15 protein-coding genes are annotated in these 17,530 nt (G+C 70.9%); 6 read left to right on the forward strand and 9 right to left on the reverse strand.

The window, feature by feature from the left end; all coding sequences use genetic code 11:
• The 4 genes from ACPFP2_RS29465 to ACPFP2_RS29480 form a co-directional block, all read left to right on the forward strand.
• Positions 1–1,175: glycoside hydrolase family 6 protein (locus ACPFP2_RS29465; protein ID WP_424093453.1), on the forward strand; the 1,175-nt coding region annotated here is incomplete at its 5' end.
• Between the two features lie 838 nt (positions 1,176–2,013).
• Positions 2,014–5,880 (forward strand): fibronectin type III domain-containing protein, encoded by a 3,867-nt coding sequence (locus ACPFP2_RS29470; RefSeq protein ID WP_424093455.1) that lies wholly within the window; start codon positions 2,014–2,016, stop codon positions 5,878–5,880.
• Positions 5,850–6,437, forward strand: coding sequence for a DUF305 domain-containing protein (locus tag ACPFP2_RS29475; RefSeq protein WP_424093457.1), 588 nt, complete (start codon positions 5,850–5,852; stop codon positions 6,435–6,437). Before ACPFP2_RS29470 ends, ACPFP2_RS29475 begins: the two co-directional genes overlap by 31 nt.
• A gap of 138 nt (positions 6,438–6,575) precedes the next feature.
• The gene (locus tag ACPFP2_RS29480) at positions 6,576–6,971 is read left to right on the forward strand and encodes a hypothetical protein (protein ID WP_424093459.1); all 396 of its coding nucleotides are present in this window, start codon (positions 6,576–6,578) and stop codon (positions 6,969–6,971) included.
• 57 nt (positions 6,972–7,028) lie between these two features.
• On the opposite strand, the gene ACPFP2_RS29485 is transcribed toward ACPFP2_RS29480, so the two are convergent.
• The 9 genes from ACPFP2_RS29485 to ACPFP2_RS29525 all read right to left on the reverse strand — a co-directional run bounded on the left by ACPFP2_RS29485 (position 7,029) and on the right by ACPFP2_RS29525 (position 15,984).
• Positions 7,029–7,403 (reverse strand): transposase, encoded by a 375-nt coding sequence (locus tag ACPFP2_RS29485; RefSeq protein WP_424093461.1) that lies wholly within the window; start codon positions 7,401–7,403, stop codon positions 7,029–7,031.
• Between the two features lie 2 nt (positions 7,404–7,405).
• Positions 7,406–7,870, reverse strand: coding sequence for an OB-fold nucleic acid binding domain-containing protein (locus ACPFP2_RS29490; RefSeq protein WP_424093462.1), 465 nt, complete (start codon positions 7,868–7,870; stop codon positions 7,406–7,408).
• Between the two features lie 11 nt (positions 7,871–7,881).
• Positions 7,882–9,111: an ABC transporter permease gene (locus tag ACPFP2_RS29495; protein ID WP_424093464.1), complete on the reverse strand. Its 1,230-nt coding sequence runs from the start codon at positions 9,109–9,111 to the stop codon at positions 7,882–7,884.
• Complete coding sequence (locus ACPFP2_RS29500; protein WP_424093466.1) at positions 9,108–9,851, reverse strand: ABC transporter ATP-binding protein; 744 nt, start codon at positions 9,849–9,851, stop codon at positions 9,108–9,110. Before ACPFP2_RS29500 ends, ACPFP2_RS29495 begins: the two co-directional genes overlap by 4 nt.
• Positions 9,848–11,017 (reverse strand): efflux RND transporter periplasmic adaptor subunit, encoded by a 1,170-nt coding sequence (locus ACPFP2_RS29505; protein ID WP_424093468.1) that lies wholly within the window; start codon positions 11,015–11,017, stop codon positions 9,848–9,850. The genes ACPFP2_RS29500 and ACPFP2_RS29505 overlap by 4 nt, the downstream gene beginning before the upstream one ends.
• Before the next feature lie 74 nt (positions 11,018–11,091).
• Positions 11,092–12,192 carry a hypothetical protein gene (locus ACPFP2_RS29510; RefSeq protein WP_424093470.1) on the reverse strand — a complete coding sequence of 367 codons (1,101 nt, stop codon included), beginning with the start codon at positions 12,190–12,192 and terminating at the stop codon, positions 11,092–11,094.
• 96 nt (positions 12,193–12,288) lie between these two features.
• Complete coding sequence (locus ACPFP2_RS29515; RefSeq protein WP_424093472.1) at positions 12,289–13,863, reverse strand: ATP-binding protein; 1,575 nt, start codon at positions 13,861–13,863, stop codon at positions 12,289–12,291.
• Positions 13,864–13,865: 2 nt separating this feature from the next.
• Entirely contained in the window at positions 13,866–14,576 is a 711-nt protein-coding gene (locus ACPFP2_RS29520) for a response regulator transcription factor (RefSeq protein WP_424093474.1), read from the reverse strand.
• Positions 14,577–14,643: 67 nt separating this feature from the next.
• The gene (locus ACPFP2_RS29525) at positions 14,644–15,984 is read right to left on the reverse strand and encodes an efflux RND transporter periplasmic adaptor subunit (protein WP_424093476.1); all 1,341 of its coding nucleotides are present in this window, start codon (positions 15,982–15,984) and stop codon (positions 14,644–14,646) included.
• 210 nt (positions 15,985–16,194) lie between these two features.
• Between ACPFP2_RS29525 and ACPFP2_RS29530 the strand changes: the two genes are divergently transcribed.
• Positions 16,195–16,563, forward strand: a complete 369-nt coding sequence (locus tag ACPFP2_RS29530) for a hypothetical protein (protein ID WP_424093480.1) — start codon at positions 16,195–16,197, stop codon at positions 16,561–16,563.
• A 149-nt stretch (positions 16,564–16,712) separates the two neighbouring features.
• Positions 16,713–17,530: hypothetical protein (locus ACPFP2_RS29535; protein WP_424093478.1), on the forward strand; the 818-nt coding region annotated here is incomplete at its 3' end.

Consider the following 17,530-nt stretch of genomic DNA (forward strand, 5'->3'; position numbering starts at 1 on the left):
ACCGGGTGTCGAACAACCCGACCGCCGTGTGGATCGACCGGATCGCCGCCATCAACGGCACCCCGGACAGCAGCTCCAACGGCGCCATGGGCGTACGGGACCACCTCGATGAGGCGCTCGCGCAGGGGGCGAAGTACATCCAGTTCGTCATCTACAACCTGCCCGGCCGTGACTGCGCGGCGCTGGCCTCCAACGGCGAGCTGGGCCCGAACGAGCTGCCCCGCTACAAGGCCGAGTACATCGACCCGATCGCCGCGATCCAGGGCGACGCGAAGTACAAGGACCTGCGCATCATCAACATCATCGAGATCGACTCGCTGCCGAACCTGCACACCAACACCGGTGGCAGCCCCGGCGCCACCCCCATGTGCGACACGGTCAAGGCCAACGGCGCGTACATCAACGGTGTCGGCTACGCCCTGGCCAAGCTGGGCGCGATCGGCAACGTCTACAACTACGTCGACGCCGCGCACCACGGCTGGATCGGCTGGGACAGCAACTTCAGCCCGGTGGCCGGGATCATCAAGGAAGCCGCCACCGCGTCCGGCAGCACGGTCAACCATGTGCACGGCTTCATCGTCAACACCGCGAACTACTCGGCCCTGAAGGAGCCGTACTTCAAGGTCACCGACACGGTGAACGGGCAGATGGTCCGGCAGTCCAAGTGGGTCGACTGGAACTTCTACGTCGACGAGCTCTCCTTCGCCCAGGCGTTCCGCAACGAGCTGGTCTCCAAGGGATTCCCGAACAGCATCGGCATGCTGATCGACACCTCCCGCAACGGTTGGGGCGGCACCGCCCGGCCCACCGGCCCCGGCCCGATGACTGACGTGAACGCCTACGTCGACGGTAGCCGCATCGACCGGCGGATCCACGCCGGCAACTGGTGCAACCAGGCCGGTGCGGGTCTGGGCGAGCGGCCGAAGGCCGCGCCGGAGCCCGGCATCGACGCGTACGTCTGGGTCAAGCCCCCGGGTGAGTCGGACGGCTCCAGCAAGGAGATCCCGAACAACGAGGGCAAGGGCTTCGACCGGATGTGCGACCCGACCTACGGTGGAAACGCCCGCAACGGCTACAGCAGGACCGGCTCCCTGGACAACGCCCCGATCTCGGGCGCCTGGTTCCCGGCGCAGTTCGCCCAGCTGATGCAGAACGCCTACCCGCCGCTCTCCTGACCAGGCGGACGGCCAACCCGCCGCGGCCCGAGTGAGGCATAGTCGCGGCAGGTTCCCCCAGGCCCCTGGTTCGACCGGTCACCGGTCGAACCAGGGGCCTGCACGTCCACCTGATGTCGCGGCTTCGCGGTCGGCGCCACGGGCGACTGCCTGGCCCCCACTGCCAGCCAGCGCGGCGGTGGGCGGTCATCGGGTCGTGGGGTGTGCCCGCCGCCAGCGGCAGTCTGCGCCGCTGGCGGTGGCGAGGCCCATGCCGCCTCGCGTCCGACCCGGCGGTGTTGCGGGGATTGCCGGATTGTTCGGGGGCTTACATCGTCTTCCTCGACCAGGCCCAGGCACGACTGCAGACGCCGATCGTGCTGATTCGGGGCAACCTCAACACCTACGTCAGCCGCCGACGCACTCCCTGATCCCGCTCGCTCGTGGCTGACCCGTGACTCGCCTGCCGTCCTACGCCCTGGACCTCGACCCCACCGGGCTGTCGGGCGTTGGGTGGAACGCGTCCTGACGTTCAGCCTCTGTAGCCGGACGCCGAACGGCACTGCGGTCAGGCGAGTCCGTCCGCTCGATGGCAGAGCTCGGGTCGCCCGGATTGCGGCGAGGGAGGGTGCCCGCCGTCGAGCCAGTTCAGTCGGTAGGTCGCGATGCTGACGGGGGCGGCTACCGCTTCACCTCCCGCCACGAAGCGGGATCGGTGCGCGTAACGGATCCATAACGCATGGACTGCCCGGTCAACGGCATCGATCGTCAGTGTTGATCATGTACCGTACTATCCGCATCTCACATGGAGGATGCCTTGGCACCCAGGTGGCGCCACTTATCACGAGCCGGTGTTCTCGTGCTCGTCGCTGCATTGGCCGTCGGCCTGATCGGTCCGACCGGCGCGCTGCCAACGGTGGGTGCCGCCACCGCCCAAGCGGCTGCTCAGCCAGCCAAGATCATGATCGCTGGTGACTCCATCTCGCACGGCAGCAGTGGCGACTGGACCTGGCGGTATCGTCTCTGGAAGCACTTCGTTGCCAATGGCATCACGGCGGATCTCGTCGGTCCGCGCAACGACCTCGAGAACATCATGACCGCTGAGGCGGGTGACGCCGACCATACCTATGCCGACCCCTCCTTCGACCAGGACCACAACGCGAACTGGGGTAGGCAGTTGCGCGAGGCGGCGGCGGAGATCCGGGACGACGTCGCCCAGTACGACCCGTCGACGCTGCTGGTGCTGCTCGGAATCAACGACCTCGGCTGGCATGGGCGCAGCGCTGAGGAGGTCGAGGTCGACCTCAGGGCCTTCATCGCCAATGCCCGCTCAGGCCGGGCGGATGTCCGTATCGTCCTCGGTAAGCTGCTTCCCACCAAGCGTGCGATCGATGAACCCGTCTTCGCCGACAAGGTGGCCGCCTACAACGACCGTCTCGCCTCCGTGGCGGCTGAACTGACGACGGCGACGTCCCCGATCGTTGTGGCGGACACGCCCAACGGCTTCGTCGCGGCCGACCACACCTGGGACGGCGTCCACCCGAATTCTCGGGGTGAGCTCCGCATCGCCGCGGCCTTCGCGGACACCTTGAGCAGCGCCTTCGGCATCGGCGCCAGCTATGCGCGACCATTTCCGGAAGTGCCGATCGGACCGCAGGACGCGCCCGACGTGACTGTGGTCCCGACCGGCGCGACGACGGCGGACCTGAGCTGGACCCCGTCGCTGGGGGCGACTCAGTACTGGGTCTGGACCAAGGACAACATCCTGAACAAGGAGTGGAAGCGGCTGCCCATTCCCTTGACGCAGGAGTACAACCCCTGGCACATGACAGACCTGCTGGCGGGCAACACGTACCACTACAAGGTGCAGGCCGCCAAAGGTGACGACGAGGGTGCCATCTCCACCGAGGTGACGCTGCCCGTCGGCGGACCGGTGCCGGCCGCCGCCACCAGCCTGACCGCGACGGCCGGTGACGGCAATGCCGTGCTGAGCTGGACCGGCGGAGAGAACGCCACTTCCTACAAGATTCAGATGCGCAACGTCACCGCGGGCCAGGCGTTCGAGGAACTGCCGTACCCGATTTCCGAAACCACCTGGACGGCGGGTCTGCTGCAGAACGGCGCGACCTACGAGTTCAAGGTCAAGTCGCTCAATGGCCTCATCGAGGGCGGACTGACAGCGGCGGTCACGGTCCGGCCGACCGGACCGCCCCCCACGGCGCCGGCGAACCTGTCGGTGACCAACGGTGCCGGTGAGGCGACCCTGACCTGGGTCAGCGACGTCAACGCCACCGGTCACGAGGTCTACATGCGCGACGTGACCTCCGGCGAATCGGACTTCACCAAGCTGCCGCACGTCGTGCTGGGAGAGCGGTGGGTCGCCGGGCTGCTGGTCAACGGCGCGACCTACGAGTTCAAGCTACGGGCGATGAACGGTCTGATTCCCGGGAGCTTCTCCCCGGTCGTCACGGCCCGCCCGTCCGTACCAACCCCGTCGGCGGCCACCAACCTGACTGCCGCGGCGGGCAACGGTCAGGCGACGCTGAGCTGGACGGCGGGTCTACATGCCGCCGGCTACTACGTCGAGCAGCGCAACGTGACGCTCAACGAGAGCTTCAGCCGGCTGCCGTACGCGGTCTCGGGCACGACCTGGACGGCCGAAGAACTCGTCAACGGCGCGACGTACGAGTACCGGTTGGTCTCGACGAACGGTCTGATCATGGGTGCGACGTCGGCAGCGGTGCGGGTGACGCCGACCGTAGCGCCGCCGCCGGCCCCGACCGGGCTGACGGCGACGGCGGGTGACCACCGCGCGAGGTTGACGTGGACGGCGGCGGCCAACGCCACCGGCTACCACGTGCACATGCGCAACGTGACGGCGGGCGAGGCGTTCCGGAAGCTGCCGTTCCCGGTGAGCGGCACGTCGTGGACGGCTGGCAGCCTCGTCAACGGCGCGACGTACGAGTTCAAGCTCCAGTCGGCCAGCGGCCTCATCGAGGGTGCCACGTCGGCGACGGTCAGCGTACGGCCCACCGGGCCCGCGCCTTCCGCGCCCACGGGCTTCACGGTGCAGGCCGGAGACCGTAAGGCGATCCTGACGTGGAACATGCCGACCGGTGCCACATCCGTCTACATCCACGTCAAGAACGTGTCGGCCGGCGAGACGGTCTTCACGAAGCTGCCCTACCCGGTCGCCGACGACAGTTGGACGGCGAGCGGACTCGTGAATGGAGCCACGTACCAGTACAAGGTGCAGGCCTACAACGACTTGATCGCCGGCAGCACCAGTGTGACCGTGTCGGTCGTGCCGCAGGGACCACCGACACAGGGGCCAGAGAGCCTGTACGCCGTTCCCGGCAACCAGAAGGTGACGCTTCGCTGGTCGGGTGCGTCGCGGGCCACGGGTTACGACATCTGGATCCGCGAGGTGACCTTCGGCGGGAGCTGGAAGAAGCTGCCGTACACCGTGTCGGACGACACCTTCACCGCCGGGCTGCTGGTGAACGGGGCGACGTACGAGTTCAGGGTGCAGTCGAAGGATGGACTTCAGGCCGGTGGCTACTCGAACACGGTCTCGGCGGTGCCCCTGGGCCCGACCCCGCAGGTGAGTTTCCTGTCTGTGATCGGTAGGTCGAACGGCACTGCCGACTTGGAGTGGAACGGGCACTCCACATCCAGTGGCTACTACATCCAGATGCGTAACGTCAGCCGGGGAGAGTCGTTCCAGGAGTTGCCGTACGCGGTCTCGGGCACATCGTTCACCGCCCGGTACCTGTTCCCGGGTGAAACCTACGAATTCCGCGTGCAAGCCGTCAACGGCCTGCAACGGGGCGTCATGACGCCGGGCGAGCAGGAGACGATGCCGCTGCCTAACCCGGTGTCCAGTCTGTCGACCTCCGCCGGGATCTTCAGCGTGTCCTTGTCGTGGAAGCCGTTCTCGGGGCAGTCCGCAGACGGCTACAACATCTACTACATGCGCACGCCCGACTGCAGTCGGCCCATCTTCTACAGCAGGTCCCAGTTGACCTGGGCGGGCTACGTCACGGGAACCCACCACACCTTCAACTACCTCTTCGATCCGGGATGTCACTGGTTCGAGGTCGTGCCGACGCTGTACGGCAAAGAGGCCGCGTTCTTCCAGTCGGGCCCCAGGGGCACCTTCACATACAAGGGCCACAACGACGACTCGGATCTATACGAGGCCACCCTCACCTACATGTACAAGGAGATGTACAACAACGCGCGGTCGAGTGCGGCCGCTTCCATCGCCACCATGAACGACCTCGCCTGGCTCTCACCCATCGAGAAGTTGAACGCCTATGCCGCATGGGGATGGCTGGTCCGTCCCGGCGGCGTGTGGGACCACAAACCGCCGATCGCCCGGGTCTTCGGGCCCGGGCGGGAGGACGGCTACAAGTCCTACCGGTATCGCATCCCCGGCCTGCCCTATGAGGTCTACTACGACGTGTGGTCGAACATCCACTACGGCTACGTCGGTCGGCGAGCCAAGTTCACGGAATGGGAGTTGCAAACGGGTGCCGCCCCCGTGGGTGTGCAGGACGACGGCGACGTGCGGTCGATCGGTATCGGGGCGAGCCTGTGGAACAGCCACGGCTATGGCCTGTCGCGGCAGAACATCGACAGCGCCATCCGGGCCAACTGGCTGGGGTACCTCGGGGAGGACAAGGTGCATCCGTGGGAATTCTCGCTGGTCCCGAACCTGTGATGCCGCGTTCCGTGACGGCTCGTGGGTCAGCGATCGCAGCGGCAGTGGTTGTCCTGGTGGCCGGATGCAGCGCGGACGACCGACGCGCGGCACCCGTCCCGAAGGTCACTGGCACGCCGATGGCCTCACCGGCGGCGTACAACGCCGAGGACGTGCGCCTCGCGACCGTTCTGCTGACGCGTCGGCGGGAGGCGGTGGCTCTCGCCGACATCGGGGTCCAGCGGGCCCGGGACGCGCAGGTACGACAGTTGGCGGAAGGTCTTCGGCAGGGGTACGCGGGCGAGATCAGAAAGTTGGAGGGGCTGTTGACCACTTGGGGTGGGCCGTCCGAGCGACCACCGGCGCCGGCTGAGCAGGATCGGCTGCGCAGCGTGCCGGCCGAGGCGTTCGACGCCGCGTTCCTCCAAGCGCTGATCACCAATACGCGGCAAACCCTCGGCGATGTCGGTCGGCACCGTGAGGTGACGGCGTCCGGGGAGTCGCAGCAGCTCTCCGCCGGCGTCACGTCGGCCGGCACGGCGCTGCTCGTCTCCCTCGAGGAGATGCGGAAGGGCTGACGATCGTCGAACGGACGCCGTCGTTCCCGCCGTTCCTCTGGTGTCCCTGAGGAACGGCGGGAACGACCGAGCCGGATGCGCAGGGCAGGTGCGCGGCGGCCTCACCCGTGCCGACGGCGATGAAATATCGTGGTGGGCGTGCCGACCAGCCCCTCGCCGATCCGGTCGACGCGGCGCGGTCGCATCGTCCCCGTTGTGGCGGCCGCCGCCGTCGTGTCCTTCGTCGCCGCGGTTCTGGAGATCCGTCAGGTGGCCCTGGTATGGAAGACCTGCGAGCTCGACTCCGCCGGGGTTGGATTCTTCCTCATGCTCTTCCATCTGCCGCTTCTGGTCGTGGCGCAGACTGCGGTCGTCACTGGTGTCGCGTTACCGCTGATGGGCGACCGCTTGCGGGCCGACCGGGTGCTGCTGGTGACAGCCTCGGGTCTCGTGGCCCTTGCGGCGTCCGCCGTCGTCTACTTTCTCCTCCAGGGCTTCCCGGTGACGAACGAGTTCTGCCCGACGCCGCAACCCGACTGGTGGCCCGGATCGTAACCGGCTCCGAAGGACACCTCACCTCCTTCGAGCTTCGGATACGAGCGGGTGAAGGCCTTACCGGATGATCCGGGCGGTCGGGTCGCAGAGCAGCCGCCGACCGTCGCCTGCGGCGGCGCTTCGCGTCGCCGGCCCGCCGAGGCTGCTTCGACGGCATTCAGCAGCACCCCTCACGACCTGCGATCTCTCGTTTTCGTAGGTCCGAGTGGGTGCGGCGTCCTGCTGCACACCGACGGCCATCTGGCTGGTGGGCCGGTCGTGATGCTCACCCGCGTCGGCCTCGGCTCGGCGGATCCAGTTCCGGAACGCCTCATGATGCACGCCGAGTTGCTCGGCCAGACGCCGGATCACCGGCTTCGGATCCGACTCGCGGTTCAAGCGCACAGCGCGCTGACGTAGCTCGTCGGGGTACCGGTTCGGGCGCAGGTGCACCTCTACTCCTGTTGAGTGATCGTGGCGGCTGCGATCTCGCTGCCCTGCATGTTCCCGGTCACCACGACGGTGTCGCCGGTCTGGAGGTTCTTGAGCGCACCGGGCAGCCGGACCTGCGTACGGTCGTCCGTCTGCACGGTGACCACCTCGCCGGACTCGCGCCGGATCTTCATGACGGTTCCGTCGATGTCGGTGACGGTGCCGGTAGTGGCCGGGGTGGCGGTGGCGGCCGGGGGAGCGGCGCCACCGCCACGGGCACCGCCGCCGCGGGCCCCACCGGCGGGTCCGTCGACCGCCGCTCCGCGCCCCGCCGGTGCGGCTGCGGGTTCCGGTCCGTACGCCTGCTGCGCCTGCGCGCCGCCGGCGAAGCCGCCGACGAGCAGCAGCGCTGCCGCGAGCCACGGTGTGGCCCGGTTCCGCCAGGGGCGGGGCGCGGCGGCGAGAGCGGTGTCCAGATCGGTCGTCATGTCTTCACCTGTCATTCGTAGCGGAGTGCGTCGATGGGGCGCAGGCCGGCGGCGCGGCTGGCGGGGACACTGCCGAAGAACAGCCCGATCGCGACGGAGACGCCCAGGGCCAGTGCGACGGAGCTGGGCACGATCACCGGTTGCACACCGACGATGGTGAACCGGCTGCCGATGAGTGCGGCGGCCACGCCCAGACCGCCGCCGAGGACGCTGAGCATGGTCGCTTCGGCGAGGAACTGGGTGAGGATGGTGCGCCGGGGCGCGCCGAGGGCCTTGCGGATGCCGATCTCCCGGGTTCGCTCGGTGACCGTCACCAGCATGATGTTGGTGATGCCGATGCCGCCGACGAGCAGGCTGATACCGGCGACGGCGCCGAGCAGGACGGTGAAGGTCTGTGCCGTCTCGGTGCGGGTGGCGAGGAGTTGGGCGGCGTTCTGGATCCGGTACGGCGCGGCCCCGGCACCACCACCGCGGCCGGTGGCGGCGGCGCCGGCCGGCAGCTTGAGGCGCTGGTTGAGGATCTGGGTGACCTGCTGCTGGGCGGCGTTCACGCGGTCCGGGCCGGTGGCCTCGACGAGGATGGAGGTGACCGGGCCGTACCCGGTGAGGGTCTGCTGCACGGCGGTGAGCGGGGCGACGGCGACGTCGTTGGGGTCGGAGAAGCCGGACGCCGAACTCTTCTCGGCGAGGACGCCGACGACGGTGAACAGGGCGCCGCCGACGGTGACCTGCTGACCGACCGGGTCGGTGTCGGCGAACAGTTCGGTGGCCACGGTCCGGCCGAGCACGACCACGCGCCGACCCTGGGTCACGTCCTGCTCGGTGAAGGCGGCGCCGGCGGCGACTGGGCTGTTCGACGAGCCGAAGTAGGTCGGGTGGGTGCCGAGGAACTGCGCCACCGGGTGCTCCGTCCCGGCGTGGGTCATCGTCGGGGCGGTGTTGACCACCGGTGAGACCGCCCGGACGTCGGGGGCGAGGGCCGGGTCGTGCAAGGACTGCGCGATGTCGACGGTGAGTGCCGACGGCGTCGTGCCGCCGCGGGCGGTGCTGGACACGGTGATGGTGTTGGTGCCCAGCGCCTCGATGCTGCGGTTGACGGCCTGGGCGGAGCCGTTGCCGACGGCGACCAGCAGGATGACGGCGGCGACGCCGATGAGGATGCCGAGCATGGTCAGCGCCGAGCGCAGCTTGTTGGCGGCGACGCCACGGCCGGCGAAGCGGAGGATCTCCAGCAGGCTCACCGGGCACCGTCCTGTCGTACGTCGGTGGTGATCCGTCCGTCGAAGAGGGTGACCAGCCGGCGGGCGCGGGCGGCCACCTCGGTCTCGTGGGTGATCATGACGATGGTGCGGCCGGCGGTGTGCAGCTGGTCGAGGATGGCCAGCACCTCCTCGGTGGAACGGCTGTCGAGGTTCCCGGTGGGTTCGTCGGCGAGGATCAGCGCGGGCTCGGTGACCAGGGCGCGGGCGACGGCGACGCGTTGCTGCTGCCCGCCGGAGAGCTGGTTCGGCTCGTGGTCGGCCCGGCCGGCGAGACCCACCATGTCCAGGGCCGCGAGGGCCCCCCGGCGTCGCTCGGCCGGCTTGATGCCGGCGTACGCCAGGGGCAGCTCGACGTTGGCCACCGCCGAGGTGCGGGGGATGAGGTTGAACGACTGGAAGACGAATCCGATCCGCCGGTTGCGGACCAGGGCCAGCCGGGTGTCGTCGAGCCGGCTGACGTCGACCCCGTCCAGGCGGTAGGTGCCGGCGCTGGGTACGTCGAGACAGCCGAGGATGTTCATCAGGGTGGACTTTCCGGATCCCGAGGAGCCCATGATGGCCACGTAGTCGCCGGCCGCGACGGTGAGGGACACCCCGCGCAGCGCGTGCACCGTCGCCTCGCCCTGCCCGTACACCTTGGTCAGGTCACGGACGTCGAGCACCGGACGGGTCCGGGCCTCGGCGGTGCGGTGGGAGTCGCCGACCAGGTAGAGCGTCATCGGTTGCCCCGCCCGCCGCCACCGGTCAGGCCGCCGCCCGCCGGCCCACCCCGCCCGCCGCCGCCGGTGCCCGTGTCGGCGCCGCCGGTGCTGGGCAGCACGACCCGGTCGCCTTCGGTCAGGCCGGAGGTGATCTCGACGAGTTGGTCGCCCCGCAGGCCCACCTCGACCGGACGGACGACCGGGGTGCCGTTGTCCAGGACGGTCACGGTGTGCCGGTTGCCGGCGCTGGTGACCGCGAGGGCAGATACCGCGACGACGTTCTCGGCCGTGTCGAGGGTGACGGTGACCTGCACGCTCTGGCCGGGCCGGGCGGCGTCGGGACGGTCCTTCAGGCTCAGGGTGACGCCGTAGGTCACCACGTCGTTGGCGGTGGTGGCGTTCGGGTCGATCGCGGCGAGCGTCGCCTCGGCGGTGGTACCGGGCAGCGCGTTCCAACTGACCGTGGCGGGCATGCCCGCCGTGAGCCGGGTCGCGTCGGCCTCGGGAACCGCGGCGGTGACCTCCAGCCGGGTCAGGTCGGCGATCTGCACGAGTCCCTCGCCTCCCGAACCGGATGCAGCGCTGCCGGCCCCGGAGGCGCCGCCCCCGGTCACGCCGCCGGTGGCCGCGCCGCCCGCCGAGGTGCCGGAGTCACCGACGCTGCCGTTGACGGCCACCACGGTGCCCGCGATCGGCGCGGTCAGGGTGGCGCCGTCGACCTTCTCCCGAGCGGCGGCGACCTTCAGCTCCGCCTGGGTCACCGCCGCCTGCGACTGGGTGGTCGAACCGTCCGTCCCTGCCGCCCGGTCCGCCGCATCCTGCGCCGCGTCCAGGTCGGCCTCGGCCGCCGCCAGTTCCCGCTTCGCGGCCGAGGCGTCGACCCGGGCCAGCACCTGTCCCTTCTTCACCGAATCGCCGACGGCGACCGTGATCTCCGTGATCGGCCCGGCGGTGGCGAAGGTCGCGCTCGCGGTCGCCGCGCTGCGCACCGATCCGGGTACGGACACCGCAGACGTCACCGTCGCCCGGCTCACCGGCACCGTCCGGGCCTCGCCGGCAGCCGCCGTCTCCGGTCCGGTGAACGCGGTGTACGCCCAGCCGCCCGCGAGCAGCACCGCCACGGCGAGGCCGGTGTTGACGAGCAGGGACGGGCCGCGGGCAGGGATGAGTCGTCGCACACGCATGTCCGACAGCCTGGGGGTGGCGGCTCGGAGCGGACCCGGCGCAACCTCGGAGTCGGCTGGGAGTCGGACGGCGGTCAGCTGTCGGCGAGGAAGTCCGCGATCCGGCGCCAGATGTCGTCACTGTTGTCGTCCTGCATCATCAGGTGCGTGTTGCCCCGTACGCCCTCGTCGGGCAGGTACACCAGTCGGGCCGGGTGGCCGGCGGCGTCGACGAGACCGACGGTGCTCCGACAGGCGTCGAGCCGCCCGGTCTGCCGACGTTCGGCGATCCGGTCGCCGTAGACCGCGATCGTCGGCGCGGTGGGTGCCTGGTCGGCCTCAGTGGGGCAGCCGACGGGTTCGACGGCCACCACCGCCACGACCTGCTCCGGGTGCTGGTCGGCCACCGCGAACGCGGCCGAACCGGCGGCCGAGTGGGCGAGCAGGATCGCCGGGCCGGTCCGCTCCAGCAGGGCGAGCAGCGCCTGTTCCTGAGCCGGCGCTCCCGGTCCCCGGCCGCCGCTGTCGCCCGCACCGCTGGCGGTGGCGGACGGCGTGGGGGCGGGCTGCCGTGGGGCCGCGCCAGCGCGCGCACCCCCCACGCCGGCGCCGGCCTGCCAGTACGGTGGCAGCGCGGCGAGGAACTGGTCGATGTCTTGCACCGGGAACCGGGTGTCCGGGTACGGCTGCCCGGGCTTCGAACCGAAGCCCCAGCGCGGCCAGATCTCCTCCTCGCTCCACACCGACATCGTCGGTTGGCTCTCCGGTGGGGCCTCGCCGGCGGCCACCGCGTTGAACGGCCGCACGTCGAAGCCGGAGACGGCCAGGGACGGCTCGTCCAGCACGTACACGGGGTGGCCGGCGCGGGCCGCCTGCTGTGCCCAACCCTCCCGGCCGTCGGGCGTGCTCAGGAAGATCGACGAGCTGAGCCCGAGCCCCGGCATCATGATCACCGGCGGCTCGTCGGCCCCGGCGGGGACGAGTTGGTGGACCATCGCCTGCCCGGTCCAGGTGGTCGACGTCCGGTCGCCGGTGTCGTCGGTGACCTGCTGCCCACCGACGAAGAAGTAGCCGGTCGCCGTCACCGTCAACCCGTCGTCGCGGGCGTCGCCGACCCACCGGGGCACCAGCAGCGCCCCGGTCAGAACCGCCAGGGCCGTCGCCGTCGCCGCTATGGCCCGTGTTCTCGTGCGCATGTTGCCTCCCGTTCGGTTCGTGTACCGGGAGTGAACGAGGCCAGGCTCGAAGCGGGCTCCGGGTCCGCTGGACGTTTCCGGACAGCCGCCGGTGGCTCAGCTGTGCATGGTGCGCAGCAGGTCGACCAGTTCGTCGTGGTCGGCGTCGGGCACCGAGGGCAGCAGGACCCGGAAGGTGGCCCCCCGGCCGGGCGCGGTGAGCAGTTCGACACGGCCCTGGTGCCCCCGCACGAGGGCCGCCACGATGGACAGGCCGAGGCCGGACCCGCCGCTGCCACGTGTCCGGCTCGGATCGGCGCGGTAGAGCCGCTCGAAGACCCGTACGGCCTGGTCGGCGGCCAGGCCCGGCCCGTCGTCGGTCACCTCGAGCACCGCTGCCGGCGTTGCGGCGGGCAGCGGGTCTCCCACGGCCGTGACGGGCGGCGGCCCTGCCGGTGTACGGCGTAGCCGCCCGGCGCGGACCGTGACGCGGGTCTGCGGCGGCGTGTGCTGCAGGGCGTTGTTGAGCAGGTTGGCGGCCACCTGGCGCAGCCGGTGCTCGTCGCCGGTGACCATGACCGGTTCGAACGCGGCGTCGTCGTCGAGGGCGGCCAGGCGGATCTGTCGCTGCGGTGCGCGGGCGTGCGCGTCGCGGACGCTGTCGGCGGCGACGGCCAGCAGGTCGACCGGTTGGCGTCGCAGGGGGCGTTCGTGGTCGAGTTGGGCGAGCAGCAGGAGGTCCTCGACGAGCAGGCCCATCCGGGCGGCTTCGGCCTCGATCCGCGCCATCGTCTCGTCCAGTTCCGGGCCCGGTGGCGCTCCGCCGCGGCGGTAGAGCTCGGCGAACCCGCGAATGGAGGTCAGCGGCGTGCGCAGCTCGTGAGAGGCGTCGCCGATGAACTGCCGCAGCCGCCGCTCCGACTCGCGGCGGGCGGCGACCTCGGTGGAGATCCGGTCCAGCATCAGGTTGAGCGCCCCACCGAGCCGGCCCGGCTCGGTGTGCGGATCGGCGTCGGGCACCCGGCGGGACAGGTTACCCCCGGTGATCTGCGCCGTGGTCTGCTCCATCCGGGTCAGCGGCCGAAGGCCGAGCCGGACCACCATCGCGGCGAGCGACGCCAGCAGCATCAGGACGACCATGATCACGACCGCGTCGATCAGCAGCAGCAGGTCTGTGGTTTCCTCGACCTCACGCAGCGACACCGCCAGCACCGCGATGCCCCGGTCGTCGCCGCGCTCGACCACCAGCACCCGCCAGGCGGGTGTGCCGTCGACGGCCTCGACGGTGTACGGACGGGCGTCGTCGGTGGCACGGGCGACGAGCCTGTCGTACGGCTCGACCACCGGCACGGTGATCGTCTCGTCCGAACGCCGGACGTCCTCCAGGCTGCCGTCCGGGCCGTACAGCAGCACCACCTGCTCGGGGCCGAGCCGGGCGCGCGGCAGTACCCGGGTGCGCTCGTGCGGGTCGTAGGCCGGGACGGTGTCCCGGGTGAACGGCCGGCTGACCGCGGTGAGCTGGTCGTCGATCCGGTCGGTGAGGGTCCGGCGCAGCAGCACCAGCCCGGCCGTGTTCGCCACCACCAGCGCCAACGCGGTCAGCGCCGCCACGACCACGACCAGCCGGGACCGAAGGGTCCAGCGCCCCCAGTTGCGCAGTCGCCGCACGCGGACGGCGCGACGGCGTCCCACCGTCACCCACCCCCGGTGCGAGGCACCCGCAGCGTATAGCCGACACCCCGCACGGTGTGGACCAGCGGTGGGGCCTGCACGTCGATCTTCTTGCGCAGGTAGTAGATGTAGGACTCGACGATCCGTCCGTCGCCGCCGAAGTCGTAGTTCCACACCCGATCGAGGATCTGCGCCTTGCTGACCACCCGGCCGGCGTTGACCATCAGGTAACGCAGCAGGTTGAACTCGGTCGGCGACAGCTCGACGACCCGGCCGCCGCGGCGGACCTCGTGGGCGTCCTCGTCCAGTTCGAGGTCGGCGTAGCGCAGCACGCCGTCCTGCGCCGGCGCGTCGTCGGCACGGCTGCGGCGCAGGATCGCCCGGATCCGCAGCACCACCTCCTCCAGGCTGAACGGCTTGGTCACGTAGTCGTCCGCCCCGACGGTCAGCCCGGAGATGCGGTCCTCCACCGCGCCCCGCGCGGTGAGGAACAGCACCGGCACCCCGGCCCCCGCGCCGCGCAGCCGCCGGGCGACCTGAAAGCCGTCGAGGTCGGGCAGCATCACGTCGAGCACCACCAGGTCCGGATCGAACTCCTCGGCCAGGGCCAACGCCTCGCGGCCGCCGCCGGCCACCCGGACGTCGAACTCGACCAGCCGCAGCGTCGCCGACAGCAGGGCACGGATGTTCTCCTCGTCGTCGACGACGAGCACACGGGTACGGCGATCAGACACGGTTGCCAGGTCTATCCGCCAAACCTCGGAGCGAGCTGGGAGCGACCTGTCCCGGAGCTGAGCGAGATCATCCGGCGGCGAGCAGCAGGTCACCCTCGGCGAGGCCGGACCTGATCTCCACGAACTGGTCGCCCCGTACGCCGACGACGACGGCGCGCGGTTCGGCCGCCCCGGCGAGCAGTACGGTGCCCGACCCGTCGGGCCGTACCTCGACCGCGGCGGCCGGGACCCGCAGCACGTCCGCGACGGTGGCTATCCGGATCCGCACGGCGGCGCTCTGCCCGATCAGCAGATCGTCGGGAGCGTCGTCCAGCGCGAGCCGGACCCCGAACCGGACCACCTGACCGTCGCTGGTGCCCACCGGGTCCACCTGGACCACGTCGGCGTTCAGGTCGGTGTCGGGCCGTCCGGCCGGGGTCACCGTGGCGGTCTTACCCACCGAGATCTGCCCGGCGTCGGCCTCCGGGAAGGTCGCCGTGACCTGCATCCCGTCGACGACCGCCAGTTCGATGAAGCGCGCACCCGCGGACACCCGGGCCCCCACCGGCCCGGCCACCGACAGCACCCGGCCGGCGACCGGCGCGGTGATGGTCGTGCCGGCCAACCGGTCCTCCGCCTCGGCCAGGGCCAGCTGCGCGGCGGTCACCCGCTGGTGCGCCCGCAGCACCGGGTCGGCTCCGGCGGTGTCTCCGCCCGGCCCGGAACCACCCGCGTCGGTGGGGCAGTCTCGGGGACCTGCCGGCGCCGGCGTCGTCGCCGGCCCCTTCCCGGCTCGGTCCGGTGATGGTGGCGTGGACGGGACCGACGTCCCGGTGGGCTCCGGAGCGGCCGACGACGTCGGTGGCATCGACGGCGGATCGGGCTCGGGTTGCGGCGTGGGTGACTGGGCAGCCGAAGGAGTCGCCCGGGCGCTGCTCACCTCTCGGGCGGCCAGGGCGACACCCGCGGCCGCATCCGTCCGGGTGGCCGCAGCGGGCGACGCGCCGCACGCGGCGGCGGACTTGCCGTCCTCCGCCGCCGAGTCGGTGAGCGTGGCCTGCGCGTCGGTCAGCGCCTGCTCCGCGCGCGCGACCTCGGCGCGCGCCTCCTCGTCGGCGACCACCGCGAGTGTCTGTCCGACGGTGACGTCGTCACCCGGACGGACCCGGACCTCGGTCACGGTGCCGGCGGCGGCGAACGCCAGCCCTCGGCTCGTCGCAGGGCGTACGGAGCCGGTCGCGGCGACCGCCGAGGTCACCGCCCCCCGATCGACCCGTACGGTGGCCGCCGGTGCACCGGTCCCGTCGGCGCCGCCGGAGAACGCGGCCGCCCCGGCCACGACGGTGACCGCGACCAGCGTGGCGGTGGCGACGACAGCGGGTACCGGCCGGCGCCGGACCGCTCGCCACACGTGCAGGTGGATGCCCATGGCAGCCGATCGTCGACGCACTTCCTGACAGCGGACTCGGCCGTACCTCGGAGTTACCTCACAGCCCGCCACTCCGAGGCGACTCCCAGGCTCGTCGGAGCGACGCCGGAGGTTGGTCGTCTCTGCTGACCCCGTCGCGCGGGCGTGGGCCCGCACACAAGACTCGAGGAGAGCCATATGCCCCGCATTCATCGGCGAGTTGCCCTGACCGTGGCGATCGGCACCGCGCTGCTCGCCATCGCGACCGGCTGCGGCGGCGAGCCGGCGGCCGAGCAGTCGCAGCCGACCGAGCCGGCGTCCGGCGGGCTGGCCGCGTACGCGGCGTGCCTGCGCGAGCAGGGCATCGACGTACCCGAGGAACTGCCGTCGGCCCGACCCGGCCGCAGCGGGCAGGCGGAGCGGACCGCCCGACCGACGACCCGGCCCACCGCCCGACCGTCCGGGCAGCCGGGCGACGGGAACCGCCAGGGCGGGCAGGATGCGCTACGGCCGGCCGACATCGACGATGCCACCTGGGACCGCGCCCAGCAGGCGTGCGAGGGCTCCCGTCCGCAGGGCGGCCGACGCGGGAACGGCTGACCCTGGGCGGGTGCCGGACACAAGACCTGTGACGGCGGCGAAACCTTCATCCGCGTACCGGGGTGTCTGTCTGTGAGCCGCCCGGCCGGGACCGACAGCACCCGGTCCCGCCGGACGGTGATCACACCCTCGTACCGGAAGGACCTCTGATGTCACGGATCTCCCGTCCCGGTCTCGCGGCTGCGGCCTGTGCCCTCGGGCTCGGCGCTGTCGTCGCGTTGACCGGGCAGCCTGCGCAGGCCGCGCCGCCGGCTCTCGATTTTGGTTGTGAGCGGATCGCCTGGAGTTCGGACGGTAACTACCACGATCGCGACGACATCGGCGCGTCGGCGATGGCGTTGGCGTTGCTCGCCGAGCGGGGGCAGCAGTCGCGGCTGGTGCACTGGGACTACAACTCGCACCTGGGCAGCTCGACGGCGAGCTGGGAGCGGGACATGGTCACCGCCACCGAGGGCGTCGGCGGGCGGTTCGGCTACGACGTGGCCGGCATCTTCCGCAACAGCCAGACGAATCTGGACGCCGCGGTGACCCACCTGCGTTCGGCGGTCGACGCGTCCACCGCTACCAACCGGCTGTGCCTGGTCGGCGCCGGCCCGATGGGGGTGGTGTACCGGGCGTTGCAGGGCTCGAACAGCGCGGCGCGTCAGCACGTCACGCTGATCTCGCACTCGGACTGGAACAACAATCACGACGACGATGACAACCGGTGGAACCTCGCCGACATCCGCCGCGACTTCCCGCAGGTCAAGTACAAGAGGATCCCGGATCAGAACGCCGGTCTGGGCACCGGTGGCGGTGAGGAGAAGTGGGCCTGGATGGCCGACAACTCCGACCAGCGGCTGCGCTACGCGCACGACGTCGTCAACAACATCATGAACAAGAAGGGCGACGTCTCCGACGCCGGAATGATGTACTACCTGATCACCGGCGACGACTCCGGCAACGCCAACAAGCTGCGCACCTTCCT

The sequence above is a fragment of the Micromonospora citrea genome, from assembly GCF_049629545.1.
Lineage (GTDB): Bacteria > Actinomycetota > Actinomycetes > Mycobacteriales > Micromonosporaceae > Micromonospora > Micromonospora citrea_A.

What these genes read in the sequence shown, in the direction of transcription:
- ACPFP2_RS29490 (WP_424093462.1), bottom strand. Translation starts at nt 7,870, where the DNA reads ATGACGACCGATCTGGACACCGCTCTCGCCGCCGCGCCCCGCCCCTGG.
- ACPFP2_RS29500 (WP_424093466.1), bottom strand. Translation starts at nt 9,851, where the DNA reads ATGACGCTCTACCTGGTCGGCGACTCCCACCGCACCGCCGAGGCCCGG.
- ACPFP2_RS29505 (WP_424093468.1), bottom strand. Translation starts at nt 11,017, where the DNA reads ATGCGTGTGCGACGACTCATCCCTGCCCGCGGCCCGTCCCTGCTCGTC.
- ACPFP2_RS29510 (WP_424093470.1), bottom strand. Translation starts at nt 12,192, where the DNA reads ATGCGCACGAGAACACGGGCCATAGCGGCGACGGCGACGGCCCTGGCG.
- ACPFP2_RS29525 (WP_424093476.1), bottom strand. Translation starts at nt 15,984, where the DNA reads ATGGGCATCCACCTGCACGTGTGGCGAGCGGTCCGGCGCCGGCCGGTA.